The following is a 23,407-nucleotide window of genomic DNA, read 5'->3' on the forward strand; positions in this document are numbered from 1 at the left end:
CACCAAGCGGTGCTCCTCCGTAATTCGTCTGGACCAGGCACCCGTAGCGCCATACTTCAACTGCTCGGGTTTACCTATACCGGAGTAAGGGTCACGCAGGGATGCATCAATCAGCGTGTTAATACGCTTCAATATCTTGCGATCAGCCCTCTGCCAGTACTTATAGTCCTCCCAGGCATGGGAGTCCCACACTAACCGCACAGTCAGGCTCTGCGCTCAGTTCGGTCTAATTCGTGCTTTTCAACACTCCCCGAGCGCGCGCGTTCGTACGCATCAAGCAACCGTCGGGCGTTGGCAGGAGAGCTGAAGAGATATGCAGTCTCTTGCCAGGCTGCGTACTGATCAGCCGGCATGAGTACGGCATTCCCCCGGCGGGACACAATCTCGACGGCATCTCGATCCGCGTTGACACGTTCAATGAGTGGAAACAGGGTCCGTCGGGCTTCGCTAGCACTAATCGACATCTCGTTACCTCCTCCAGTACCGGTACAATATTATGGTACCACCGATGAGGTTTATTAGGCCTAGACTGCGAAGGCTTTCAGGATCAAGCGGGCACGAGGATGGCGACGCATTCCACGTGGTGGGTTTGGGGGAAGAGATCGAAGGCGTCGATGCGCTGCGGTGCGTAGCCCTCGTTGGAGAAATAGCTGAGGTCTCGCGCTAGGGCCGACGGGTCGCAGGCCACGTAGGCCACCCGCCGCGGCTGCAACTTCGCGACTGCTTGCACGGTTCGCTTTCCTGCGCCCTTGCGGGGTGGGTCCATCACGACGAGGTCGGCGCGCTTGGGGAGGCGGTGAAGAAACTGTTCTACGGGGGCCGCCTCAAACCGGGCTTCCGGTACGTTGCGGCGTGCGTGCAGCACTGCGCGTTTGTTGACCTCCACCCCCAATACGTCACACCCCGCTCCGGCAAGGGCACCCGCGAAGAGCCCGACGCCGCAATAGAGATCAACGGCGCTCTCCCCCGCCTGTGGCTTCAACCCATCCAGCACTGCATGAACGAGCGTGTTCGCAGCCTGGGGGTGAATCTGCCAGAACCCGTCGGCGTCAACTGTGTAATCTCGACCCGCAGCCCGCTCCTGCACCGACGGTGCACCTTCCACGATGTGCCCGTCGACAAGCACCACCCGTCCAGACGCGGCTTCGACTACCTCGACGCGCTCCCCCAGCACCGCCGGCGCCTGAGATGCAGCGATGCGGCATCCACCGTCGGGAAGTGCAACGACATCATGGCTGCGTCGAGCGCGAAGCCCGAGGCCATCACCACTGCCTGAGTACTGCATCCTGGTACGCCAACCCGTGAACGGCGTGACGGCGTGCACCTGCCCACTCCATTCCAAGCCCGCCAGGCGCTGCAGCTGCTCCGCAACCACCCGTCGTTTCAAATCAAGCTGTAAGGCTGGGCTTGCATGCTGCCAATCGCATCCGCCACAGATTCCCGCGACGGGGCACGGCGCTGGCACACGTTCGTCGTGGGCATTCAGCACCCGCGTAACCCGTCCCCTGTCGAAGCGCTTGCTGTGCTCGGTGACCTCCACATCCACGCGCTCACCAGGTAGCCCTCCGGAGATGAACGTCACTTTGCCGTCGATTCTGGCCACACACCATCCGCCGTGCGCCACATTACCCAGCACCACGTCGGCTTGGATCTCGGTCACGATTTACCTCCAGGGTTTGATAGCGTGCAATGGATTCTAGGAGTATCCATGCACATCGTGATCATGGGCTGCGGGCGCACGGGCGCCATGCTCGCCCGAGGCCTCGAGAACCGAGGCCACTCACTCGCCGTGATTGACGTCGAAGAAGAGGCGTTCGGGCGTCTCGGGTCCCAGTTCAAGGGGCAGACTGTCAAAGGCGTCGGCTTCGACCGCCAAGTATTAGAGACTGCCGGCATTCGCAACGCCGGCGGTTTCGCGGCAGTCTCCAGCGGTGACAACTCCAACATTCTTGCTGCCCGAGTGGTCAAGGAGATCTATCACGTCGAAAACGTGGTGGCGCGCATCTACGATCAGGGTCGGGCTCAGGTGTATGAACGCCTCGGAATTCCGACGGTCGCCCCGGTCCGGTGGAGTACCGGCATGGTGATGCGGCGCCTCCTGCCAGAAGGTTCCGAGCCCGTGTGGCGCGACCCGTCGGGACAGGTGCGCATGCTGCAGGTGCATGTACACCCAGGCTGGGTGAATCGCCGGATCTCCGATTTGGCTGACGCGGCCGGCTGCATTATTCCCGTGATCACGCGACTGGGTACCGGCATCGTGCCGACTGCGCAGACGGTCTTCCAAGACGGCGACCTGGTGTTCGCGTGCTGCGAAGTGGAGCAGACATCAACGTTGGAAATGGTGCTCGGCAATCCTCCGAAGGGAGCTACCCGATGAAGGTATCGATCGCTGGCGCGGGTCAGGTGGGCCGTTCCATCGCCCGCGAGCTGCTGGCAAACGGCCACCAGGTCACACTGATCGAACGCGACGGCAAGGCGCTTAAGCAGGACACGGTGCTGGGAGCGACCTGGCTTCATGCTGATGCCTGCGAGATGGAAAGTCTCGAAGAAGTCGAACTCGACACCTTCGACGTGGCCATCGCCGCCACCGGCGACGATAAGGTGAACCTCGTCCACGCGCTGCTGGCGAAAACCGAGTTCAGCGTGCCGCGCACCGTGGCGAGAGTGAACCATCCAGGCAATGAGTGGCTCTTTGACGAGCATTGGGGTGTTGACGCCGCCGTATCCACCCCGCGACTCATGGCCGCGCTCGTAGAGGAGGCCGTCGGCGCCGGCAACCTGGTGCGCATCTTCAGCTTTCAAGACGACGATACACACCTGTCAGAGGTCACGATTACGGAAGAATCCGGCCTCGTCGGGCGAGCGATCGGGGAACTGACGATCCCCGACGAGGTTGCCGTCGTTGCGCTGGTGCGCAAAGCGAAGGCGCAAGCACCGAAGATCGACGAGCGCCTTGAGCTGGGCGACAAGCTCTTCTTCCTCACCCCCAACCACGCGGAAACTGACCTCGAGGAACAGTTTGCCGCCGAAGAGCCGAGCGTCACTCTCAATGCTCAAACGCTATCGGGCAGTACGGAGAACTCGGGGTTGTAGAGCACCAACTGATCGTCGAGCTTCGCCAGACGCCCGCGCGCCGTCACCACTGCCCCGTCGTGCAGGCAGTCGACACACTGCCGCCCCATCCAGATCAATAGGACGCTGCCCGTCGGATCCGTGAGCTCGGCTTCAAACCAGCCGTACACAAGATTGATACCGTGCTGGGTGATAGTGCCGCCAATCTCTACACGTTCGCGAGGCTGGCAATCAGCAATGCGGGCGCACTCCAACGCATCGCGCCTTGGAGTGCGTTCAGGTTCCGCCAAGAACCAGCGTTTTAGCCGGGTCCCGAGCGAGTTCGGCACGGCTACTCCTTCGACTGCGTTTCGTCAGCGTTGCTGATCTCCGGCAGCGTGAAAGGAATCACTGTGCCGGGGGCGATGGGCTGTTCCCCGCGGCGCACGACCAGGTTGGCGAAGAACTCCTCCAGGGTGACGGTGACGTCCTCGTTCTCCGGCTCGGTGGCCGCCTGACCAAACACGACTCCGCGAAGCACCCATGACGGTCCCTCGGCGAGCCATGTGCGCGTAATCTGCACGCCCTGGCGGCCATCTTGGGTCTGCACAGGCACAGCGCGCCTGATCTCGGTGCCGAATGGCCCCTTCGACATGGATATGCGAGTGCCCTGCTGTTGGCTGGCAGCAGCGATGAGTTCCCGACGGATTTCTGGCACGTAGGCGCTGCGCAGCGGTGCGCCGAATAGGGCAACCTCGATGGCGGAATGCTCGTCTTGCACGATAATCGCCTGCGGAACCTGCTGATTGTTGACCGAGATCTGCATCTTCATATCGGGGAACGGGGTAACGACGATGCAGCCCAAGTCGAGGCGCTTGATGTCGTCTGCGTGGAGGTCGACCTCGTCGATGTCGAAGGGGCCGTCCTCGCGATCGAACTCCTCGTCCCATGCGAGCCATTGCGCTTCGTGCTTCTCCATGGCGTGCCGGTCCTTGGCCTCATCGTCCCTGTGTTCGGGTTTCGTGTGCGAGTCGTCGTCTGCAGAAAGTTCTCCCTTCACATCGTCGACGCGCTCGTCGTCCGTTTGGGCACTCTGGCGCTTCTTGCGTCCGAAAATCACTTACGCTCCACTCAACAGTTGGCTTCCACCACTAGAACCATAGCCACGAACGCCGCGCTCGGTGGCATCCAGTTCGTGCACTTCAACGAAATTCGCCGTCACAAACGGGACAATCACTAGTTGTGCGATGCGCTCACCCCGTCTGATCTGGATGTCGTCTCGACGGTCCAAGTTCACCAGGCATACCTTAATCTCCCCCCGGTACCCCGCGTCAATGATGCCCGGAGCGTTCACGATGCTGAGCCCTGCCTTGGCTGCCAGCCCGGAGCGAGGCGTCACCATGCCGACGGTGCCTTCCGGCAGCGCGATCTGCACGCCGGTGCCAACCAGCCGCCGCTCGCCCGGAGCCAGGCATACCTCTTCACTGGCTCGCAGGTCTGCGCCTGCGTCCCCGGGGTGGGCATAGGTGGGGGCTGTGCCAACAACAGGAATGTCCATCAGTGCTCCTTCACAGCTTGGATCGCTGCCACGAGCTCGGCCGGGCGACGGGTGGAGATAAGCCAGGCCGGGTGCGGATCCGCAGGATCATCAATCCATACTCGCACCTTCTGCTGCACGTACGGCCTGGTCAGCATGAAGCTGCGCTCGTCGGTATCAGCGCGCACATCCCCGTCGACGATTTCTGCGCGGCCAACATACGGCGCCTCGAGGAGGTAACGTCCGACGGCCAGGCCACGCTCGTCGACCTTGATAACCAGCGAGAAACCAAGAATTCCAAGGACCACCACTAGCGTCGACAGCACTGCGAGGGTGATGACCAGCCAGAGGTCGACGAAGACGAATACAGCCAGGATGACCGATGCGACGAGGCCCGCACCGAGGAGCCACCACAGCCAGGGAGCTCGGAGACGTTCATGGTAGGTCACGTCGGCAAATGTACCCTGAGTCGGTAATAATGGAGCGCAGGAGGACCACCATGAAGCTGACCGAAAAGGTAATTTGGAATGTCTACTCAGGCATCCTTGGCGCGCTGGCCACGTTTATTGCGCAGAAACTCATCACGATGGCGTGGCAGGCGTCCACTGGCGAGGAGCCACCGGACCCCAACGACCCTGATACTCCCGGATTTCAGGCGATCGTCTGGGCTGCGGCGAGCGGCCTCGGCGTGGGCGTGACGCAGATTATGATGAACCGCTACGTGCAGCGCCGCTGGTGGTCAAATACTGGCCACGGTGCCCCCGGCAATCGCCGCAACCTGCTTGACGCCGCAGCAAAGCAGAAAAACAAAAAGAAGTAGTAAGGGTATTCAACACCCGGGGCGCCGGTCTGCGTCGGCTGTGACTGCTTTCATTCAGACACAGTCGACGCAGAACTGTTCTTCACCCCGACTCTCAGCCAGCTGGCTGCGCGATTTGACGAGGTAGCACGATGCGCACGTGAACTCGTCTTGCTGGCGCGGAAGCACGCGAACCGTCAGTTCCTCGTGCGATAGGTCCGCGCCTGGAAGCTCGAAGGACTCGGCCGCCTCGACCTCATCTTCGTCGACTTTGCCGGAGTTCTGGTCGTTGCGACGAGACTTCAACTCCTCGAGGGAATCTTCTTGCATCTCCTCATCTGTCTTGCGAGGAGCATCGTAATCCGTTGCCATTGCAGTCCTTATCGTTGTAATAGCTCGCGCATATTGATACCACACCTCGCCGGAGCGCACGAATATGGTCCCGGCGATCTGCGCTTTCGCTGGTAGATTGGCCCGGAAAGGTTCGACCCCGAGGAATCCAACGATGAACAGTGCACTGTCCCCCCGCGAGATCCAGGCCCGCATTCGCGGTGGTGAATCCGTCGGCGACGTCGCACGCGATGCCGGAGTTGAGGTTTCCGCGATCGAGGGATTTGCGGGCCCTGTGCTCGCTGAGCGCGAATTCATGGTGTCCAACGCCTTGAAGTCCACCATTCGCCGCCGTGGAGAACAGGCCCACCGTCGCCTGGGAGAGCTGGTGAGTGAGCGCCTTCAGCAACGCGGCCTCGACGCTGATGCCATCCTGTGGGATGCGTGGCGCCAGGAAGACCTGCGCTGGAGGGTAATCGGAATCCTCGGCGACGAAGCCGGCAACCGCACCGCAGAGTTCCTCTTCGACCACAAGCGCCGGTTCAGCGTCGCAGATAACGCCGACGCGCGTTGGATGATCGGCGAAGAGCTGCCCGACGCGGAGGGCCAGGATGAGAACACCGTCGATTTTGACGACGAGTTGGCCTTGCTGCGCGCCACCCGCGAGGCAAGTCAGCCGGCGCCCGCATCGCCTGGTGACGATGTCCCCGTCGCTGATGCGATGCATGACAGCCACGAAGATACCTCCTCGCTCGATGAGCTCTACGACATGTTGAGCGGCATTTCCGAGGATTCAGTGCGCATCTACACCGGCTTGATCGAGCCCGACGCTCCCGCCGCGCCGCAGGAGGCGTCCGGCGTCGAGGAAGCCACTCCAACCGAGCAACCACTCACCGTCGAGGAAGAGGAACCCGCCCCGGAGCCTACGCCTCCGAAGGAGCCTGTCGATACGCAGCGAAGCGTCCCTGAACCGGTACAAGAATCGCTGGTGGATGACCCAGAAGACGAAGCTCAGAAGCCCAAGCAGAAGAAACCCCGCAAACGCCGCGGGCGCGCCCATGTGCCGAGCTGGGACGAAATCATGTTCGGTGGTCCGAAGGGCTGACACCGCCCGAGCCTTACGTCCAGGCGTCGTTGTCAAACGGTAGCGGGTCGGGAGACAACGTGGCCTGCGCCATCGCCTTCGTTACCTTGCGACGATGGTGCAGCCTGCACAGCACCTCATAGCGGATCGCATGCTCGCCCCCTTGTGCGGTGTCTCCCACCTCGACCTGTGATCCCTCGGTCACCATCTTGCCATCGACGGTACGCGCATTGTGGGTACCTTTGTTGCCGCACCAGCACAAGGGCCCCAGTGGCAGCGTCTCCATGCGGTCGGCGAGCTCAACCAGGCGCTGCGATCCGGGAAACAGACGGGTGCGGAAGTCAGCCAGGATGCCGAACGCGTACACGTCGATCTGCAATTCGTCGACGATGCGCGCGAGCTCATCGATCTGGTCGGCCGTGTAAAACTGGGTTTCGTCGCAGATGAGGTAGTCGATGCGTTTAGCGTGCGTGAGTTCACGGATCACGAACGTCCAGAAATTGAACTCGTCGTCTACTTCGAGTGCCTCCGAGGACAGCCCGAGCCTGGAGGTTACCGCGGGCCTGCCGGAGCGGTCTTGCCTAGTGAAGAGCCGGCCTTGGCGGCCGTGCTGCGACTGCGTGAAATCCATCTGCAGCGCGAGCGTCGACTTGCCGCAGTCCATCGGACCCGTGTGGAACACCAGCTCAGCCACCGCGTCTCCCTCGTTCAATTGCCGTGCGATACACCTCGACATAGCGCTCCGCCATCGATGCCGGCGTGAGCCCCTCCACCACGCGAGCCACATTGGCCCGCAGCGCGGAGCGTGTGTCTGGATCTGCCAGGCGGCGCATCCCCTCGGCGAGTGAGACTGCGTCCGGGCGTACCAGCAGGCTCGATTCTGGGCTCACACCGGTGGTCAAGCGATCGTCGCAGTACAACACGGGTAGGCCTGCGAGCCCCGCTTCGAGCAGAACCATGGGCTGCACGTCAAATCGATACGATGCGAGCACGAGCGCGTCGGCCTCGGCGTACTCCTTGGCGATCTCAGCTCGGCTTTGCAACTGTCCACGGAAGATGACACCCGGCCCGGCCAAGTGTTCAAGCCGCTCACGCTGGTCTCCGTCACCCACGAACACGAGCTCAGCGCCGGGGATGCGTGCGTGGTTGAACGCTTTGACCAGTACGTCGAGGCGTTTCTCCCGAGATAGCCGTCCAACGCTGAGAAAACGCACCGTGACGTCGCCGCGGTCCGTCTGGGCCGCCGGCACGGGTTCGATCTTGGCTCTTCGGCACGCGTTCGGAATCTGCACGCCACCGATGGGTTGCCCGACGGCGTTCTCAATGTTGGTGATCATGTAGGCGGCAGGGCTCGTCACCTCGTCGACGTGCGCCGCGATCCAGCCAAGCGAGCGCCAGTCAAGCCGCGAGAAGTAGTTGTTGTTGTCTGGTTCCGGGGTGGCCGGCGGCAACGTCGGGTAGAACCTTGGCGAGCGCCCCGATGCGACGGCAAGGATTCGCGTCACCAGGTACTCGTAGCTCAGCGATCCCCACATCGCGGAGAACGGAAGCGTCGCGTGCGTGCCTGCAATGTTGGCATGGAAGGTGTGCACGTGCGGCACACCCTGATTACGAGCGATGCGGGCACCGAGCACCACGGCCCCCCGTTCGGTTTGGGAGTGCACGATGTCGAATCGTTCACGGATCATGCGCGCTGCCCACCGTGAGGAGTGCAGTACGTTGAGGTGCGCCGGAAGCCCTTCGATGTAGTGCGACTTGCAGGCGATGGTGCGGCACTGCTCGGGAATGCTCAGGTGCTTGGCGGGAGCCAACAAGGTGACATCGTGGCCCAACTCGGTGAGCGCCTCGATCTGGGTTTGCATCGAGCGCGCGATACCGCCTGAGGCGGGGAAAAAGTCGTCCAAGAGGAGTGCGATCCGTAAGCGTCTCACTTAGTTCCTCCTCGCGACAGCAGCGGCATCACCATTTCGGCGTGGGTTAGTGAACCATGCATACCAACCAGGCCAAACTCGTCGGGGAATCGCGTGCTCATCACCGCCCAATCGTCTCGCATAGCGACGAGCACGTCGCCGATGCGCTCGCGGGTGTCGGGTGTGACCTGCTCGCCGAACCATCCCGCGGCGACGGCTTCGTCTCGCAACACCACATGGGCGCGCTCCCCCAAGAATTCCTGCCAGGCCTCCGCCAGGGACTCGGGCGCGTCGGTATAGAGCTGGCGAAAGCGTCCTTCGCCGGCGATTCGTTGGAACCCATCCAGACGCGGTTCGTGCTCTGCAACGATCCTGCGGTGCGGTGGAACGGTAATCATGCCGTGGTCACCCGTGACCAGCACGCACACATCGTCGTCGGCCAGGGCAACGATGCCCGCGACGAGGTCGTCGACGGTCTCCAGCTCCTGCAGCCACCGCCACGACCCTGGCCCCGACGTGTGCCCAGCGTGGTCAAGCAGCCGCTGGTAGCAGTACACGACGTCGTGGTTAGTCAACGCCTCTTCTACCAGCGCGACAGTGCCGTGCACGTCGGATTCGTCCTCCGGTCTGGGATGCAACGCTGTGCCCTCGAACGCTAACCGGGTGAGCGCGCTGCCGTCGAAGCGCCCGAGCGTCACGGCCGCGCTGGCCGTGCCTTGCTGGGCGAGTTGCTGAAACACCGTGGGTTCCTGCCGAAACAGCTCCACGTCGGCCTGCCCGCGTTCCCAGGTGAGCGCATTCACCACCGCGTCCACCTGCGGATCGAAGAAGGTGTATCCGACGACGCCGTGCCTGCCTGGAGGACGCCCAGTGCCGAGGCTCGTGAGGGAACAGGCCGTCGTGGACGGCACGGAACACGTGAGCGGCTGCTCATCCAACGACAGCAATCGCTCCGCGTGGTTGCCCCATTGGTGCATCACGTCCAGACCGAGCCCATCCACCATCACGATGACGTACTTGTTCGCACGCGGCACGTCGATGATCGGCGGCTCGCCCACAAGGCGAGCTTCGACGCTCGGCAACACGTTGCACAACGCCCCGCCGTCGTAGCGGGGCAGCACGAAATCGTCAGTCATCGTACTGCCGCCTGCAGCAGATTTCCGAACTCGACCAGTTTGTGCATGCTCGCAACCCCGTCGGCGTCGCGGCTCATGCGTACCACGTAGTCGTCGGCGGCATCGACTCCGGTGTAGCCGTGGTCGGCTTCGCACGTCGGATTGTCGCAGGCAGCGGGGCCGACATCGATGCGCCTAGTCGCGCCCCAAATGACGGTGAGCCACGCCTCGGCCAGGTCGGGGCGAGGGGAGGCTGGATCTGCAACGGATTGGGTGAGGACCACCGAGTCGATAGCCGCGAATTTCACTACTTCCGTCGAGACGATAGCCCGCCCGAACTCGCCCTCATCGGCATGGCAGATGACGAACGCTCCGTCGACGAGCACCAAGACCGTCAGGTGACGGTGAGCCTCGCTACCCGCGAACGTCGCCTCGTGATGCACGAGATGCGCGGTGACCCGACGCTCGCCCACCGCCCCGGCAATAGCTCGACAAATGATGGTTGGGTAGAAGCCGCAATCGGCCACCTCAACGAGGAGGCGGTCCGGCAGCGTTGCGATGGGATCAGCGCTGGAACTCACCGCACCATCATAGGCACCTTCGACGTCACCGTGCGCCAGGCAGTAGGTTAGGCGCATGCGTAACCGCCCCTTCATCGGAGCCCGGTTGGAAGACCGTCTCAACAAGATGCTCAATTCCTTCATGCGCAGGCGTGGTTGGCAAGAGGCGATCCGCCCCTATCTGGGATACGGCTCGAGCAGCATGATCCGGGTGCTGGCGCGCATCGTGCTCGTGCCGCCCAAAGACCTCGGTATCGTGCAAGCCGCCAACGCTGTGCTGTACCGTCGGGGCTGGCGCAATTTCGTCGCGCTGAGCAAGGTAGACGCTCGCGCCACGATCCGCGTCGGCGACGTGGCCATCCCCGTCCGCGCTGATCGGGGCGGCTACATCGACGTGCGCATCGACAACCCCGGGCTCGATCCAGGCTGGCACACCATCACCATCGAAGGATCCGACGGCGCCTCCGCACTCACGCAAGTGCACGTCGTGGGTGAGGAAGTGACGTTCGGAATCGTCTCCGATATCGACGACACAATTATCTCGACGTGGCTGCCCCGCCTGATGCTCGCGGCATGGAACTCGTTCGTCCTCACGGAGCAGGCCAGACAGGCAGTGCCCGGTATGGCTCGCTGGTACCAACAGCTGCTTGCCGCGCATCCGGGTGCGCCCATCATTTATGTATCGACCGGCGCGTTCAACACGTTCCCCATGATTCGTCGTTTCCAGCAACGCCACGGGCTCCCGGCTGGTCCGATGCTGCTCACGGACTGGGGGCCGACGAACACAGGATGGTTCCGAAGCGGCACGGATCATAAGCGTTCCGCACTCCGCGAGCTTGCCCGCGATCTTCCGAACATTCGCTGGCTGCTGGTGGGCGACGATGGGCAGCACGATCCAGACCTGTACGGTGAATTCGCTGAACTGCAGCCGGCTCACGTGTTGGCCCGCGCCATCCGCCAACTCGCCCCCGGCGAGGCCGTGTTGGCGCACGGTATCCGCATCGAAGGGCCTGAAACGCGTGGGAATCTCCACATCGCCCCGGAGTTTCGTGCCCCGGACGGCGACGGTCTCGCGGATAAGCTGAGGCAGTTGGACATCATCGATTTCTAGGAGGCCAACGTGGCGAAGGCTGACGACGACATCATTGACGAGGAACAGATCGTCGACATCGACGTCACCGCCGAGATGGAAGCGAGCTTCCTGGAATACGCATATTCGGTGATTTACTCCCGCGCGCTACCCGACGCGCGCGACGGCTTGAAGCCGGTGCAGCGCCGCATCCTCTTCTCCATGGGAGAGATGGGCATCACTCCCGACAAAGGACATGTGAAGTGTGCTCGCGTCGTCGGGCAAGTGATGGGCTCGCTGCACCCCCATGGCGACGGCGCCATCTACGATGCACTCGTCCGCCTAGCACAGCCGTGGACGATGCGGCTCCCGCTCGTTGACGGGCACGGCAACTTCGGTTCCCTGGATGCCGGCCCCGCCGCCATGCGTTACACCGAGTGCCGCATGGACCCACCGGCGCTCGCAATGACGCAAAGCATTGATGAGTCCACCGTCGACTTTCGCCCCAACTACGACGGCAAGGAATCGGAGCCGGAGGTATTACCGTCGGCCATCCCGAACCTGCTGGTCAACGGCGCGTCCGGCATCGCCGTCGGCATGGCCACCAACATTGCGCCCCACAACCTCGTCGAGGTGGTCGGTGCGATTCGGCAGCTCGTGCGTGACCCGGAGGTGTCGCTCGATGAGCTCATGCAACACATTCCCGGCCCAGACTTCCCCTCCGGCGGCAAAATCGTCGGGCTCGACGGCGTTCGCGACGCGTATGCCACCGGTCGCGGCAGCGTGAAGGTGCGCGCTACCACCCGCATCGAGAAGGTGGGGCCGCGACGTCAGGGCATCGTTGTCACCGAGCTGCCGTACATGGTGGGCCCGGAACGCATTATCGAGCAGATTAAGAAAGCCGTCGGCTCGAAGAAACTCACGGGCATTCACGACGTCAAGGATCTCAGCGACCTGGAGCGCGGCACCCGCCTCGTGATCGAGGTGAAGAACGGCATCAATCCCGAAGGACTGCTCGAACAACTCTACAAGCAGACGAAACTCCAAGACACCTTCGCCATCAATAGCGTTGCGTTGGTGGATGGCCAGCCGCGCACTATGACGCTGAAAGAGATGCTCGAGGTGTATCTTGAGCATCGCCGGCAGGTGATCGACCGCCGCACTGCACACCGTCTTGGCAAGGCCCAGGATCGCCTGCACCTAGTCGAGGGGCTCATGATCGCCATCCTCGACATCGACGACGTGATCGCCATCATCCGCAGCTCCGACGACGTCGCCGAAGCCCGCGAGCGTCTCATGGGCGCCTTTGAGTTGACCGAGCCGCAGGCGAATTACATCCTCGAGATGCAGCTGCGCCGCCTGACTAAGTTCTCAACACTCGAGCTCGAGAAAGAAGCGAAGGATCTGCGCGCCAAGATCACGCAGCTCCAAGCCATCCTTGACGACCCCACGGAGCGCGACCGAGTACTCATCGGCGAGCTCGACGAGATCGCCAAGGAATACGGCACTCCGCGACGCACGGTGTTGCTAGCTGGCGCGGGTTCGTCGTCGAAGGCTGCCACCCCACTCGAGATTCAAGACGTGCCCTGCCGGATCCTGCTGAGCGGTTCTGGACTGATCGCCCGCGTTGATGCCGTCGATCTGCCGAGTGCGACGGGGCGTGCCGCACACGACGTGATCATTTCGTCGTGCATCACCACTGCCAAGGGCCAGTTCGGCGTGATTACGAACACCGGGCGATGCATCCGCGCGGAGGCCATCGAACTGCCCACCGTGCCCGTCTCGATGCAGGCCCCCAATCTGCAGGGCGGCTCCCCCGTCGAGGAGCTGTGGCAGCTCGATAAGGGCGAGCGCATCCTGGGAGTGGTGTCGCTGGCAGATGATTCGCTCGGCATCGCGCTTGGCACTCGCGACGGCGTGGTCAAGCGGGTACGGCCCGACTACCTTGCTAGGGATTCGTGGGAAGTGATTCGACTCGCAGACGGCGACGAAGTGGTTGGCGCGCAGGAGCTCGTCGACGAGCACTGCAACCTGGCCTTCATCACCTCCGACGCCCAGCTACTCCATTTCAAGGCCGATTTGGTTCGTCCACAGGGACGAACCGGCGGCGGCGTCGCGGGAATCAAATTGAGCAAGGACGCGTCGGTGATCTGGTTTGGGGTGGCCGACCCAGAAAGCGACGAAGTCGTGACCGTGTCGGGTTCGTCTGAGTCCCTGCCCGGTACTGAGGCTGGATCCGCGAAGATCACACCCCTGGCCGAGTATCCGACGAAGGGCCGTGCCACCGGCGGCGTACGCTGCCACCGTTTCTTAAAGGGCGAGGACGCGTTGACCGCAGCCGGCATCGGTGGCGCCCCGATGATGGCAACCGCCGCATCGGGCAGCCCCGTCGTGTTGCCCGAGAGCCATGCCAGGCGCGACGGTTCGGGCACACCGCTTACCCAGCCCGTCGTCAAAATCGCGGGACGTCTGTCCACCGCCACTGAAAAGGAGTAGCCTCCATCAGGTGAGCTTTGATGACCTGTTGGAATCTAACCGCCGCTACGCCGAATCGTTCCCGCATGCCGGCTTCGATGGTATTGCAAGAGCAGGTGTGCTCATGCTCACCTGCATGGATTCGCGTATCGATCCGCTCGACGTGATCGGGCTCACACACGGCGACGCCAAGATCCTGCGCTCCCCCGGCGGGATCCTGAGTGAGACCATGCTGCAGGGCTGCATCCTCGGAGTGCACCTGCTGGGCGTCGAGCGCATCCTCGTCATGCCGCACACGAAGTGCGCCATGGCCTCCGGCACCGACGCCAACATCCGCGAACTCATCACCGAACGCAGCGGACTCGACACCACGTGGGTCACCTTCGGCGCAAGCCCCGACCAACTCACGCGCCTGAACTCCGACGTGGCCACCTTGCGCAACCATCCATTGCTCAAAGATCGTGTTGAGGTGGGCGGTTTCATGTACGACGTTGACAACGGCTTCCTCGAGCAGCTCCTGTAGTTTGGCTAGGCGATAACCACTGCCCAGGTTTCGATACGCGGCCCGCGGCCGCTACTCAACCACCTGCGTAGAAACGCGCTCGCTACTCAACCACCAAAGCGAACTACTCGCCGACCTTCGATAACGTTTCGGGAACAAGGAGGGCCTATCTCCCGGCAGCCCAAAATGTTCAGGTACAGTACTTATTGCTTTCAATCAAGAGCAATTGCACTCTCAAAGAGGAGATCCCTTCATGAGTATGAAACATCGAAGCCCCTGGTTGGTTGGCTGCACGATGGCCACCGCACTGGCATTGAGCCTCACCGCATGTGGCGGTGACGGAGGTAGCGAAGGCACCAAACCTGGTGAGACCGGAAGCGGCTCGGCCGCGCAGTCCAAGAAACCGGGCGAGAAGATCGAACTCGACTTCATGCACCGCCTCCCCGACGGTGAGGGCATGACTCCAGTATCGGAGATCGTCGAGAAGTGGAACAAGGAACACCCCGACGTCCAGGTTAAGGCTACCAAGTTCGACAGCAAGGCAGCCGAGATGATCGTGCGCCTCGAGTCCGACTTCAAGGCCGGCAACGCCCCCTGCATCGCGTTCACCGGCTATGCCGAAGTGCCGGAACTATATGTGAAGGGCATGTTGGCTGACGTCACCCAGGAAGCCGAAAAGTACAAGGCCAACTACACCGAGGGCGCATACAACCTCATGAGCGTGGGCGGCACGATGACTGGCCTGCCCCAGGACGTCGGCCCGCTGGTGTACTTCTACAACGAAGACGCCTTCAAGGAACTCGGCATCGACGTTCCCACCGACCTAGCAGGATTCCAGGAAGCTGCCGCCAAGGCGAAGGAACAAGGCAAGTACATCTCTGCCTTCACCCCTGATGAAGCCCAAAACTGGCTCTCGGCGCAGTCCGCAGCCGCCGGCGACTCGTGGTTCTCCGCAGAAAACGACCAGTGGGTCGTCTCCGCGAACGGAAAGGGCTCCGAGGCCGTCGCTGATTTCTGGCAGAAGATGCTCGACGACAAGACCACGCTCGTCACTCAGCGCTGGGGCGATGGTTTCACCAAGGCCCTCGTGGACGGCCAACTCATCGGCCATATTGGTGCAGCGTGGGAGGCTGGCTTCATTCTTGACCCCCTCGACGGCACTGCGCATGAAGGCAAGTGGCGCGTTGCACAGCTGATGGACTTCGGCGCAGGCAAGGTCACCGGTCCCGACGGGGGCTCCGGGCTCAGCGTCATGAAGGACTGCAAGTACCCGGCCGAGGCCATGGAGTTCATCGACTGGTTCAACACCCAGACTGATGATCTGGCTACTCAGGGGATCGTGACCGCGAGCACCAATACCGTTGCAACCCCCGAGAAGATGAAGAAGCAGTTTGGCGGACAGGACGTGTTGGCTGAAATGAAGACCGCATCGGAGAACCTCGCCATAGACTTCGGCTACGCTCCCGGATTCTCCACACTGTCCACTATGAACCAGACCGCCGACGAGGTCGGCACTGGCGCGAAGAAGATGACCGACATCTTCGACACCGCCCAGAAGACGGGCATGGACACGTTGAAGAACCTTGGCCTGCCTGTCAAGGAAGGCTAATTCCCCCTTCGGTTGGGCGTGAGGCACACACCCGCCTCGCGCCCAACCCCTCATTGAGGACATCCCTATGAGTTCCGACACCGTTACGCAGCCACGGCGCCAGCACCGTCGCATGAGCCGAATCCGCCGATCCGAAATCATTGCCGGTTGGGGTTTCATGGCCCCGTTCGCAATCCTGTTTGCGTTCGTGCTGCTGGTTCCTATGATCACGGCGATTCGGTCGTCGCTCTATCGCATGGAGTCCACTGGTGGCGGACTCTTCGGCGGAGGCGAGATGGCCGAGAAATTCGTCGGATTGGCCAACCTGCAATGGGCTGCGACGAATGAGGCCTTCTGGACGGGTATCACCAGGGTGGGCGCCTACGCACTCTTCCAGATTCCGGTGATGACCCTCGGCGCGATGCTCCTCGCGCTGCTGCTCGACTCGATTGTGGTCCGCCGCCCGGGCTTCTTCCGTATCTCGTATTTCCTGCCCTTCGCGATTCCGGGCATCGTGGCGGCAATGCTCTGGCTCTACCTCTACACGCCAGAGCTTTCCCCGATCATGCGCTACCTGCCGTCGTGGGTGAACTTTATGGCGCCCGACGTCGTCTTGGCCTCCATGGCCAACATGACGACATGGACGTACACCGGCTACAACATGCTCATCTTCCTGGCCGCGCTACAAGCCATTCCTCATGAACTGTACGAGGCAGCGCGCATCGACGGGGCGAAGGAATGGCAGATTGCCACGCGCATCAAGATTCCCATCATGGGCAACGCTATTTTGCTTTCGGTGCTCATGTCGATCATCGGCACGGTACAGCTGTTCAACGAACCCGTCGTCATGGAGACGGTGAACCCGTGGATGGGCAAGGCCTACACCCCCATGATGATGGCCTACAACACCATGACGGGCGGCCTTTCCCCGTCGGGTAACGGCCACGCCTCCGCGATCTCGGTAATGATGGCAGCGGTAGCGGGCGTGATGGCCTTCGTCTACTGGAGCGTGCAACGAAAGGTGACGAAGTGACTACTGCAACCGCCAAGCGCTCTGCGAAGCGCCACGACATTCCCCCCGCCCTGCGTCCGACGCCAACAGCGAAGACGATCACCTGGATCATCCTCGTGTTCGCAGCCTTGTATTTCCTACTGCCGGTGGTCTGGCTCGTCATGGCTGCTACGAAAACCAACAATGACCTGGCGACGTCGTTTGGCTTCTGGTTCGCCGACATGAACCTGGCCCGCAACTACGAGAGCCTCCTGTCTTGGACCGGCGGCATGTTCTGGCGCTGGGTTGGAAACTCCATCTTCTACTCCCTGTCAGCGGCCACGCTAGGCTGCCTCATCTCCGTGATGGCGGGCTACTCGGCCACAAAGTTCCGATACCCCGGCCGGCGCATCATGATGGGCACCATCTCCGCGGGGCTACTCATCCCCGTTTCGATCCTCACGATCCCGATGTACACCGTGTTCCACGGCTTGGGGCTCACCGACACCGTGTGGGCGATCATCATCCCGTGCTCCGTGCTTCCGTTCGGTGTGTTCCTCGGCATGGTGTATGCGGAGGCGTCCGTTCCCGACGAGCTCCTCGAGGCCGCACGCCTCGACGGACTGAGCGAGTTCCGCATCTTCTTCACGATCGTTCTGCGCCTCCTGGCACCTGCCATGGTGACGATCTTCCTGTTCATCTTCGTGAACACGTGGAACAACTTCATGTTGCCGTTGATGATGATTTCCAAGCCCGAGCTGAAGCCGGTCACGCTCGGCCTCTACGGCATGATGAGCTACTTCGCTCCCGACAAGGGCGCGGTCATGCTGGGCGCGCTGCTTGGCGTCGTACCGCTCATCATCTTGTTCCTGACGTTGCAGCGGTACTGGCAGGCGGGACTTGCCGCCGGCGCAGTCAAGGGCTGACCACATGACGATCGACGAGATCCTCGCCACGCTCACTCTCGCCGACAAGGTGGCTCTCTTGACCGGGGCGGACTACTGGCACACCAAGGCCTTCCCCGACGTTGGCGTCGAGGCCATGATGCTCGCCGACGGCCCGCACGGCTTGCGGAAACAGGCTGACGCCGCAGACCATCTCGGACTGAATGCCGCACGCCCCGCCACGTGTTTCCCCACGCCCGCGTCGCTCGCATCGACATGGGACGAGGCGCTCGTCGAGGAAGTCGGGGCAGCCTTAGGCGCCGAGGCTGCACGAGAGCAGGTGAGCGTCGTGCTCGGCCCCGGGGCCAATATCAAACGCGACCCTCGGTGTGGACGCAACTTCGAGTACTACTCCGAGGATCCGCTGCTGTCGGGGCGCATCGCCGCCGCCATGATTCGCGGTATCCAGTCTCGCGGTGTCGCTGCCTGCCTCAAGCATTTCGTTGCCAACAATCAGGAAACAGACCGGCTTCGTATCAGCGCCGACGTGGATGATCGTGCACTGCGGGAGATCTACCTCGCGTCCTTCGGTGAAGCCATCGCGGGCGGCCATCCGCGCTGCATCATGAGCTCCTACAACCGCGTCAATGGTACCTACGCGGGCGAGAGCCGTGAGCTCCTCACTGACGTGCTGCGCGATGAGTGGGGATTCGACGGCGTGGTGGTCTCTGACTGGGGCGCCGTGTTCGACCGCGTCGCCACGTTGCGCGCCGGCCTCGATTTGGAGATGCCGTACAGCGGTGGCTGCACCGAGCGGGAGGTACTGGACGCTATTGAGCGAGGCGAGCTGGACGCGTCGGTCGTGGAGGCATCTGCCCGACGCATGCTGGAACTCATTGCAGCCCTCCGGCATGCCGATGTGACGGATTCCGTGGATTTCGACGCCCACCACCAGTTGGGCCGACGAGCTGCCGCAACCGGCTGCGTACTGTTGCGCAACGAGCCCGTGAACGGTGGCTCTCCCTTGCTCCCGCTGCGAGCCGGGCAGAATCTGGCCATCATCGGAGAGTTTGCCCGCACCCCGCGTTATCAAGGCGCTGGGGCAGCCCAGGTGACCGCTCGGCAGGTGTCGAACGTATTCGACACCCTCGCCGCCCGTGGCATCCCCGCAGTGTTCGCACCCGGCTACCGCATCAACCAGGAATCCGACGAGTCACTCGTCGCTGAGGCCGTTGCTGCGGCCGCAAGCGCCGACGTGGCCGTGCTGTTCCTCGGCCTGACTCCAACCGCCGAATCAGAAGGCTACGATCGGGACACGATCGATCTGCCCGCTGATCAGATCGCGTTGCTCGAAGCCGTCGCCGCAGCGAACCCCCGCGTGGTGACGGTGCTCGCTAACGGCAGCGTCGTCACCATCAGCCCTTGGCGCGCCCAGTCGCCGAGCATTCTCGAAGCCTGGCTGGGCGGACAAGCTATGGCAGACGGCGTCGTCGATGTGCTGTTCGGCGACGTGTGTCCGTCGGGCAAGCTCACTGAGACGATCCCCGAGCGGCTCCAGGACTCACCGTCGTACTTGTCATTCCCCGGCGAGCTCGGGCATTCTCGGTATGCCGAGGGCGTGTTCGTGGGCCATCGCGGCCACGATTACCGGGGGAACTCGGTGGCGTACCCGTTCGGGTTCGGGATGAGCTACACGACCTTCGACGTGGAGCTCATAGACGTGCACATCGAGGGCGTCGGTAGCGCTACCGAAGGGCGGGTACGGGTTCGCATCACCAACACCGGCTCCGTCCGAGGCGCCGAGGTGATACAGCTGTACGTGGGTGAGGTATCCACGACAGTGGCTTGCCCGCCCAAACAACTCCGCGCCTTCGCGAAGGCGCATCTTGATCCGGGCGAGGAGCGCATCGTCGAGCTGCCACTACGTGGTCGTGACTTCGCATTTTGGCACTCGCCGCTCCAGCGTTGGGTGGTGGAAGGCGGAGAGGTCGAGCTGCATGTGGGCACAAGCTCGCGCCATATCGAGGCGAGTACGACGGTGACCCTCACCGGCGATGAACTTCTCCAACCGTTGACGCCGATGTCTACCATCGCAGAGTTGATGGCGGATCCGGTGATCGGCGACGAAATCCGCACGGTGATCCAGGCGCAGCCTGCGCAATTCCAGGCCCAGGCTCCCGACATTCCTGCGATCACCTTCGTCGACTTCAACATCTTCGGTCTCGACAGGGCGGGACTCACCGACTTGCTCACGCGCGCAAATCAACACCGAGGTGGCGGCGCAGACGCCCGCTGAGCCCTGTCACGACACTTCACGCGTCGATCCGTTCCTGATCAAGCATGTAGGCGTTGTCAACGATGAACTCCTTGCGGGGTGCGACGTCGTTGCCCATGAGCATCTCGAACACGCGTTCGGCTGCTTCCATGTCGTCGACGGTGATGCGGCGTAGCGTGCGGTGGCGAGGATCCATCGTGGTTTCCTTGAGCTGCGACGCGTCCATCTCGCCGAGGCCCTTGTAGCGCTGCGGTTCCTTGAACGCCTGGCCCTTCTTTGTAAGTTCAGCGAGCTTGCGCTGGTATTCCTGCTCTGTGTAGGTGTAGATGTACTTGTCGTAGCCGCGTTTCGGCCGCACGAGCTCAAATCGATGTAGCGGAGGAACTGCAGAGTACACCCTGCCTGCCTCCACCATGGGGCGCATGTACCGGAAGAACAGCGTCGCCAAGAGCGTGCGGATATGGGCGCCGTCGGAGTCGGCGTCGGCCATGAAAATGACCTTGCCATAGCGGATGCTGTCGAGATCGAACGAGCGCCCCGACCCCGCGCCCACCACCTGGATGATCGACGCGCACTCGGCGTTCTTCAGCATATCGCCAACGGAGGCCTTCTGCACGTTGAGGATCTTGCCGCGGATAGGCAACAGTGCCTGATACTCGGAATCTCGTGCGACGTTGGCGGTGCCCAGCGCGGAGTCTCCCTCCACAATGAACAGCTCTGTAGCTTCCACATCGGTGCTGCGGCAGTCCTTCAGTTTCGGTGGCATCGACGACGACTCGAGCGCCGTTTTGCGTCGCTGGTTTTCCTTGTGGGCTCGGGCGGCCACGCGCGTTCTAGACGCGTTGACCACTTTCTCCATGAGCTGCCGGGCGACGGTGCGGGTTGCTGGCTTCGTCGATTGCAGGAACTCGGAGAACTCGCGCTCGACGATCTTCGCCACGAGTCGAGACACGGGCGGCGTGCCCAACACTTCCTTCGTCTGGCCTTCGAACTGCGGCTCAGCCAGACGCACGGTGACTACTGCGGTGAGGCCCTCCAGGCAGTCGTCCTTCACTACCTCCTCGCCCGCTTTGAGAATGCGAGTGCCCTCCAACGACTTGGTGAAGGCGCGCGTGAGGCCGCGCTCAAAGCCAGACACGTGCGTGCCGCCCTTCGGCGTGGCGATGATGTTCACGAACGACTTGAGCTTGGTGTCATACCCAGTGCCCCACCGCACGGCGATGTCGACATCGAGGTCGCGTTCGACGTCGGTGGGGGTCATGGCGCCATTCTCGTCGAGGATCGGTACTGTCTCGGTGAACGTATCGCGACCTTGTAGGCGCAACACCTCGGTGAGGGCCGCATCCGGGGCGAGGTAGTCAGCGAACTCGGTGATGCCGCCAGCGAATAGGAAGCTCTCGTGGGTGGCTTCATCCGTGCGGTGGTCTTCGACGGTGAGCTCCAGCCCGGGTACCAGGAATGCTGTCTGGCGGGCTCGGTCACGAAGGTGATCGACGTTGAGTTCCGCGTCTGCGAGAAAGATCTGGCGGTCCGGCCAGTACCGTACCCGCGTGCCCGTCTTCGATTTAGCTACCTTGCCAACCTTACGAAGGCCACTGGCAGGTGTGAAGGGTGCGTTCGGCCCATCGCCATCGAAGGAGCCTGGAACGCCACGCTGAAAGCTCATCTCCCAGGTTGCGCCTCCCCTATCGACCTGTACGTCAAGCCTGGACGCCAACGCGTTCACCACGGATGCGCCGACGCCGTGAAGGCCGCCCGTGGCGTTGTACGACGAGTTCCCGAACTTGCCGCCAGCATGCAGACGGGTGAACACCACCTCGACGCCACTCAAGCCTGTCTTTGGTTCGGTATCGACGGGGATGCCACGCGCCGTGTCGTGCACGACGATGGAACCGTCGCGTTCGAGTTTAATCTGGACGCGATCACCGTAGCCCGCGAGTGCCTCGTCGACGGCGTTATCGATGATCTCCCACAGGCAATGCATGAGGCCGCGGGTGTCCGTCGAACCGATGTACATGGCCGGACGCTTACGAACAGCCTCGAGCCCCTCGAGCACAAGAAGGTTCTTCGCCTCGTAGTCGCGCGAATGCTGTTGTGTTCTCTGAGAAACCTGCACCGACTCACCCTATCCGTGGTGTTGCGACTTTGCTTGCAGCGAAATGCCTTTCGGGCCGCTGGATACTGTTGCAAAGCACGTTATCGTTGATGGCGTGACGATAGTTCTTCATTCGGAGGTGTCGTATGACTGAAATGCTTTCTTCCCCGACGCTCACAGCCCTTGATCGCTGCGACCGCTGCGGCGCGCAGGCGTACCTCCGTGTGTTCCTGCGCAGCGGTGGCGAGCTGCTCTTCTGCGCCCACCACGCCGCCGCGCATCGCGAGAAGCTGGCAGAGGTTGCCAGCCACATCCACGACGAAACGTCGAAACTGCATGAGCCGCAGTAATCTCGTCGTGCTGCAACATCAGCCATGAAACCAGCTTTCGATCAGAGCCCGGCCGATGGATGTCGTACCAGGCAGCGTGATTGAGTTACCTGCGATGCGCGAGGCCAGCTCCTTCCTAGTGAGGAAGCTGGCCTCTACTATTTCCTCACCGTCAGGGCGCACGTCCTCGGGATGGTCGGTGCGCGCGGTGAAGCCGAGCATCAGCGAGCGTGGGAAGGGCCACGGCTGGCTGCCAAAGTAGCGAATGCTATGCAGGTTGAGCGCAACTTCCTCGCTCGCTTCGCGTGCGCAGGCCTGTTCCAAGGATTCGCCGACCTCCACGAAGCCTGCAATCACGGATACTCTTCCTTTCAGCCACTGGGTGTGTCTGGCGAGCAAGAGGCGATCGTCGGGGTCGGTGATTGCGACGATCACCGCCGGGTCTGTGCGGAAGAACATGAGGTAGCCGCAAGCGGTGCATCGGCGCCGCTGGCCCTTCTCCACGGGTTTCGTTTCACCGTGGCATCGCTCGCAGGCGAGGGCCTCGGTGTGCCAGCGCACAAGTGCCGACGCGGTAGCAACCACGTCGTCGGGTAGTTCCCGGAACGTCACAGTAGGGCCTGCTGGCTCGGGAGAATATCGCGCAAACCAGCGGATGCCATCGACAGCCCCAACCAGCACGTCGGAATCCGCCGGTTGCACACCTGCCAGTGGCTCGAGTGCCACCCGCCCGTCGCCACTGACCTCATGCACTTCGGCAGGCAGTGCTGGGTTGGGTGTGCGGTCCAGCGCGGATGGCTGTGCCCAGTCCAT

25 protein-coding genes and 1 pseudogene are annotated in these 23,407 nt (G+C 62.4%); 12 read left to right on the plus strand and 14 right to left on the minus strand.

Annotated elements, in window-relative coordinates:
- The 3 genes from Q0X61_RS05700 to Q0X61_RS05710 all read right to left on the minus strand — a co-directional run.
- Positions 1 to 201 (minus strand): Txe/YoeB family addiction module toxin (locus tag Q0X61_RS05700; protein ID WP_297741205.1); only part of this gene is annotated, 201 nt, incomplete at its 3' end.
- A 2-nt stretch (positions 202 to 203) separates the two neighbouring features.
- A complete protein-coding gene (locus tag Q0X61_RS05705) occupies positions 204 to 464 on the minus strand; it encodes a type II toxin-antitoxin system Phd/YefM family antitoxin (RefSeq protein ID WP_297741207.1) in 261 nt (86 codons plus the stop codon).
- A gap of 83 nt (positions 465 to 547) precedes the next feature.
- Positions 548 to 1,660: a class I SAM-dependent RNA methyltransferase gene (locus Q0X61_RS05710; protein WP_297741209.1), complete on the minus strand. Its 1,113-nt coding sequence runs from the start codon at positions 1,658 to 1,660 to the stop codon at positions 548 to 550.
- A 48-nt stretch (positions 1,661 to 1,708) separates the two neighbouring features.
- Here Q0X61_RS05710 and Q0X61_RS05715 point away from each other — a divergent pair, with 48 nt between their 5' ends.
- Positions 1,709 to 2,377, plus strand: a complete 669-nt coding sequence (locus tag Q0X61_RS05715; RefSeq protein WP_297741210.1) for a TrkA family potassium uptake protein — start codon at positions 1,709 to 1,711, stop codon at positions 2,375 to 2,377.
- The gene (locus Q0X61_RS05720) at positions 2,374 to 3,093 is read left to right on the plus strand and encodes a TrkA family potassium uptake protein (RefSeq protein ID WP_297741212.1); all 720 of its coding nucleotides are present in this window, start codon (positions 2,374 to 2,376) and stop codon (positions 3,091 to 3,093) included. The genes Q0X61_RS05715 and Q0X61_RS05720 overlap by 4 nt, the downstream gene beginning before the upstream one ends.
- On the opposite strand, the gene Q0X61_RS05725 is transcribed toward Q0X61_RS05720, so the two are convergent.
- Genes Q0X61_RS05725 through Q0X61_RS05740 form a run of 4 tightly spaced genes read right to left on the minus strand, consistent with a single transcriptional unit; the run spans position 3,054 to position 5,037 of the window.
- A complete protein-coding gene (locus tag Q0X61_RS05725; RefSeq protein WP_297741214.1) occupies positions 3,054 to 3,401 on the minus strand; it encodes a hypothetical protein in 348 nt (115 codons plus the stop codon). The two genes, Q0X61_RS05720 and Q0X61_RS05725, sit on opposite strands and share 40 nt — an antisense overlap.
- A 2-nt stretch (positions 3,402 to 3,403) precedes the next feature.
- Positions 3,404 to 4,171: a DUF3710 domain-containing protein gene (locus Q0X61_RS05730; RefSeq protein WP_297741216.1), complete on the minus strand. Its 768-nt coding sequence runs from the start codon at positions 4,169 to 4,171 to the stop codon at positions 3,404 to 3,406.
- Positions 4,172 to 4,609, minus strand: a complete 438-nt coding sequence (dut, locus tag Q0X61_RS05735) for a dUTP diphosphatase (RefSeq protein ID WP_297741217.1) — start codon at positions 4,607 to 4,609, stop codon at positions 4,172 to 4,174. It lies immediately after the preceding gene.
- The gene (locus tag Q0X61_RS05740; protein WP_297741219.1) at positions 4,609 to 5,037 is read right to left on the minus strand and encodes a DUF3093 domain-containing protein; all 429 of its coding nucleotides are present in this window, start codon (positions 5,035 to 5,037) and stop codon (positions 4,609 to 4,611) included. Before Q0X61_RS05740 ends, dut begins: the two co-directional genes overlap by 1 nt.
- A gap of 50 nt (positions 5,038 to 5,087) precedes the next feature.
- Between Q0X61_RS05740 and Q0X61_RS05745 the strand changes: the two genes are divergently transcribed.
- Positions 5,088 to 5,408, plus strand: coding sequence for a DUF4235 domain-containing protein (locus Q0X61_RS05745; protein WP_297741221.1), 321 nt, complete (start codon positions 5,088 to 5,090; stop codon positions 5,406 to 5,408).
- A gap of 54 nt (positions 5,409 to 5,462) precedes the next feature.
- Here the strand turns inward: Q0X61_RS05745 and Q0X61_RS05750 are convergent, their stop codons facing one another.
- Positions 5,463 to 5,759 (minus strand): DUF4193 domain-containing protein, encoded by a 297-nt coding sequence (locus Q0X61_RS05750; RefSeq protein ID WP_297741223.1) that lies wholly within the window; start codon positions 5,757 to 5,759, stop codon positions 5,463 to 5,465.
- 64 nt (positions 5,760 to 5,823) lie between these two features.
- Here Q0X61_RS05750 and sepH point away from each other — a divergent pair, with 64 nt between their 5' ends.
- Complete coding sequence (sepH, locus tag Q0X61_RS05755) at positions 5,824 to 6,822, plus strand: septation protein SepH (RefSeq protein ID WP_367270709.1); 999 nt, start codon at positions 5,824 to 5,826, stop codon at positions 6,820 to 6,822.
- Between the two features lie 13 nt (positions 6,823 to 6,835).
- Here the strand turns inward: sepH and Q0X61_RS05760 are convergent, their stop codons facing one another.
- The 4 genes from Q0X61_RS05760 to Q0X61_RS05775 are packed head-to-tail and all read right to left on the minus strand — an operon-like array spanning position 6,836 to position 10,464.
- Positions 6,836 to 7,495 carry a thymidine kinase gene (locus Q0X61_RS05760; RefSeq protein ID WP_297741226.1) on the minus strand — a complete coding sequence of 220 codons (660 nt, stop codon included), beginning with the start codon at positions 7,493 to 7,495 and terminating at the stop codon, positions 6,836 to 6,838.
- On the minus strand, positions 7,488 to 8,732 hold the full coding sequence (locus Q0X61_RS05765; protein ID WP_297741228.1) for a glycosyltransferase: 1,245 nt from the start codon (positions 8,730 to 8,732) through the stop codon (positions 7,488 to 7,490). Before Q0X61_RS05765 ends, Q0X61_RS05760 begins: the two co-directional genes overlap by 8 nt.
- Entirely contained in the window at positions 8,729 to 9,847 is a 1,119-nt protein-coding gene (locus tag Q0X61_RS05770) for an alkaline phosphatase family protein (RefSeq protein WP_297741229.1), read from the minus strand. Before Q0X61_RS05770 ends, Q0X61_RS05765 begins: the two co-directional genes overlap by 4 nt.
- Complete coding sequence (locus Q0X61_RS05775; protein ID WP_297741231.1) at positions 9,844 to 10,464, minus strand: DUF5998 family protein; 621 nt, start codon at positions 10,462 to 10,464, stop codon at positions 9,844 to 9,846. The genes Q0X61_RS05770 and Q0X61_RS05775 overlap by 4 nt, the downstream gene beginning before the upstream one ends.
- Between Q0X61_RS05775 and Q0X61_RS05780 the strand changes: the two genes are divergently transcribed.
- The 7 genes and pseudogenes from Q0X61_RS05780 to Q0X61_RS05810 all read left to right on the plus strand — a co-directional run bounded on the left by Q0X61_RS05780 (position 10,463) and on the right by Q0X61_RS05810 (position 20,191).
- The gene (locus Q0X61_RS05780; RefSeq protein WP_297741233.1) at positions 10,463 to 11,497 is read left to right on the plus strand and encodes an App1 family protein; all 1,035 of its coding nucleotides are present in this window, start codon (positions 10,463 to 10,465) and stop codon (positions 11,495 to 11,497) included. The genes Q0X61_RS05775 and Q0X61_RS05780 overlap by 2 nt on opposite strands.
- Before the next feature lie 9 nt (positions 11,498 to 11,506).
- A pseudogene (locus tag Q0X61_RS05785) lies at positions 11,507 to 14,015 on the plus strand (DNA topoisomerase (ATP-hydrolyzing) subunit A); the annotation flags it as partial.
- A 39-nt stretch (positions 14,016 to 14,054) separates the two neighbouring features.
- On the plus strand, positions 14,055 to 14,453 hold the full coding sequence (locus Q0X61_RS05790) for a beta-class carbonic anhydrase (protein ID WP_367270713.1): 399 nt from the start codon (positions 14,055 to 14,057) through the stop codon (positions 14,451 to 14,453).
- Positions 14,454 to 14,685: 232 nt separating this feature from the next.
- Positions 14,686 to 16,041 (plus strand): ABC transporter substrate-binding protein, encoded by a 1,356-nt coding sequence (locus Q0X61_RS05795; protein ID WP_297741237.1) that lies wholly within the window; start codon positions 14,686 to 14,688, stop codon positions 16,039 to 16,041.
- Between the two features lie 67 nt (positions 16,042 to 16,108).
- Positions 16,109 to 17,053 (plus strand): carbohydrate ABC transporter permease, encoded by a 945-nt coding sequence (locus Q0X61_RS05800; RefSeq protein WP_297741239.1) that lies wholly within the window; start codon positions 16,109 to 16,111, stop codon positions 17,051 to 17,053.
- Positions 17,050 to 17,937, plus strand: a complete 888-nt coding sequence (locus tag Q0X61_RS05805) for a carbohydrate ABC transporter permease (protein ID WP_367270710.1) — start codon at positions 17,050 to 17,052, stop codon at positions 17,935 to 17,937. The genes Q0X61_RS05800 and Q0X61_RS05805 overlap by 4 nt, the downstream gene beginning before the upstream one ends.
- A 4-nt stretch (positions 17,938 to 17,941) precedes the next feature.
- Complete coding sequence (locus Q0X61_RS05810) at positions 17,942 to 20,191, plus strand: glycoside hydrolase family 3 C-terminal domain-containing protein (protein ID WP_297741240.1); 2,250 nt, start codon at positions 17,942 to 17,944, stop codon at positions 20,189 to 20,191.
- A 16-nt stretch (positions 20,192 to 20,207) separates the two neighbouring features.
- Here Q0X61_RS05810 and Q0X61_RS05815 read toward each other — a convergent pair whose 3' ends face one another.
- Positions 20,208 to 22,286, minus strand: coding sequence for a type IIA DNA topoisomerase subunit B (locus tag Q0X61_RS05815; protein ID WP_297741243.1), 2,079 nt, complete (start codon positions 22,284 to 22,286; stop codon positions 20,208 to 20,210).
- Between the two features lie 125 nt (positions 22,287 to 22,411).
- On the opposite strand from Q0X61_RS05815, the gene Q0X61_RS05820 reads away from it, so the two are divergent.
- The gene (locus Q0X61_RS05820) at positions 22,412 to 22,615 is read left to right on the plus strand and encodes a hypothetical protein (protein ID WP_297741245.1); all 204 of its coding nucleotides are present in this window, start codon (positions 22,412 to 22,414) and stop codon (positions 22,613 to 22,615) included.
- An 18-nt stretch (positions 22,616 to 22,633) separates the two neighbouring features.
- Here Q0X61_RS05820 and nudC read toward each other — a convergent pair whose 3' ends face one another.
- A complete protein-coding gene (nudC, locus tag Q0X61_RS05825) occupies positions 22,634 to 23,407 on the minus strand; it encodes an NAD(+) diphosphatase (protein WP_297741247.1) in 774 nt (257 codons plus the stop codon).

This window comes from uncultured Tessaracoccus sp., assembly GCF_947255005.1.
GTDB lineage: Bacteria > Actinomycetota > Actinomycetes > Propionibacteriales > Propionibacteriaceae > Arachnia.

Bases quoted from the DNA above. Each gene is read 5' to 3' on its own strand.
- Q0X61_RS05705 (WP_297741207.1), bottom strand. From the start codon at position 464: ATGTCGATTAGTGCTAGCGAAGCCCGACGGACCCTGTTTCCACTCATT.
- Q0X61_RS05715 (WP_297741210.1), top strand. From the start codon at position 1,709: ATGCACATCGTGATCATGGGCTGCGGGCGCACGGGCGCCATGCTCGCC.
- Q0X61_RS05720 (WP_297741212.1), top strand. From the start codon at position 2,374: ATGAAGGTATCGATCGCTGGCGCGGGTCAGGTGGGCCGTTCCATCGCC.
- dut (WP_297741217.1), bottom strand. From the start codon at position 4,609: ATGGACATTCCTGTTGTTGGCACAGCCCCCACCTATGCCCACCCCGGG.
- Q0X61_RS05745 (WP_297741221.1), top strand. From the start codon at position 5,088: ATGAAGCTGACCGAAAAGGTAATTTGGAATGTCTACTCAGGCATCCTT.
- Q0X61_RS05750 (WP_297741223.1), bottom strand. From the start codon at position 5,759: ATGGCAACGGATTACGATGCTCCTCGCAAGACAGATGAGGAGATGCAA.
- sepH (WP_367270709.1), top strand. From the start codon at position 5,824: ATGGTCCCGGCGATCTGCGCTTTCGCTGGTAGATTGGCCCGGAAAGGT.
- Q0X61_RS05770 (WP_297741229.1), bottom strand. From the start codon at position 9,847: ATGACTGACGATTTCGTGCTGCCCCGCTACGACGGCGGGGCGTTGTGC.
- Q0X61_RS05780 (WP_297741233.1), top strand. From the start codon at position 10,463: ATGCGTAACCGCCCCTTCATCGGAGCCCGGTTGGAAGACCGTCTCAAC.
- Q0X61_RS05775 (WP_297741231.1), bottom strand. From the start codon at position 10,464: ATGCGCCTAACCTACTGCCTGGCGCACGGTGACGTCGAAGGTGCCTAT.
- Q0X61_RS05790 (WP_367270713.1), top strand. From the start codon at position 14,055: ATGCTCACCTGCATGGATTCGCGTATCGATCCGCTCGACGTGATCGGG.
- Q0X61_RS05795 (WP_297741237.1), top strand. From the start codon at position 14,686: ATGAGTATGAAACATCGAAGCCCCTGGTTGGTTGGCTGCACGATGGCC.
- Q0X61_RS05800 (WP_297741239.1), top strand. From the start codon at position 16,109: ATGAGTTCCGACACCGTTACGCAGCCACGGCGCCAGCACCGTCGCATG.
- Q0X61_RS05810 (WP_297741240.1), top strand. From the start codon at position 17,942: ATGACGATCGACGAGATCCTCGCCACGCTCACTCTCGCCGACAAGGTG.
- Q0X61_RS05820 (WP_297741245.1), top strand. From the start codon at position 22,412: ATGACTGAAATGCTTTCTTCCCCGACGCTCACAGCCCTTGATCGCTGC.
- nudC (WP_297741247.1), bottom strand. From the start codon at position 23,407: ATGGACTGGGCACAGCCATCCGCGCTGGACCGCACACCCAACCCAGCA.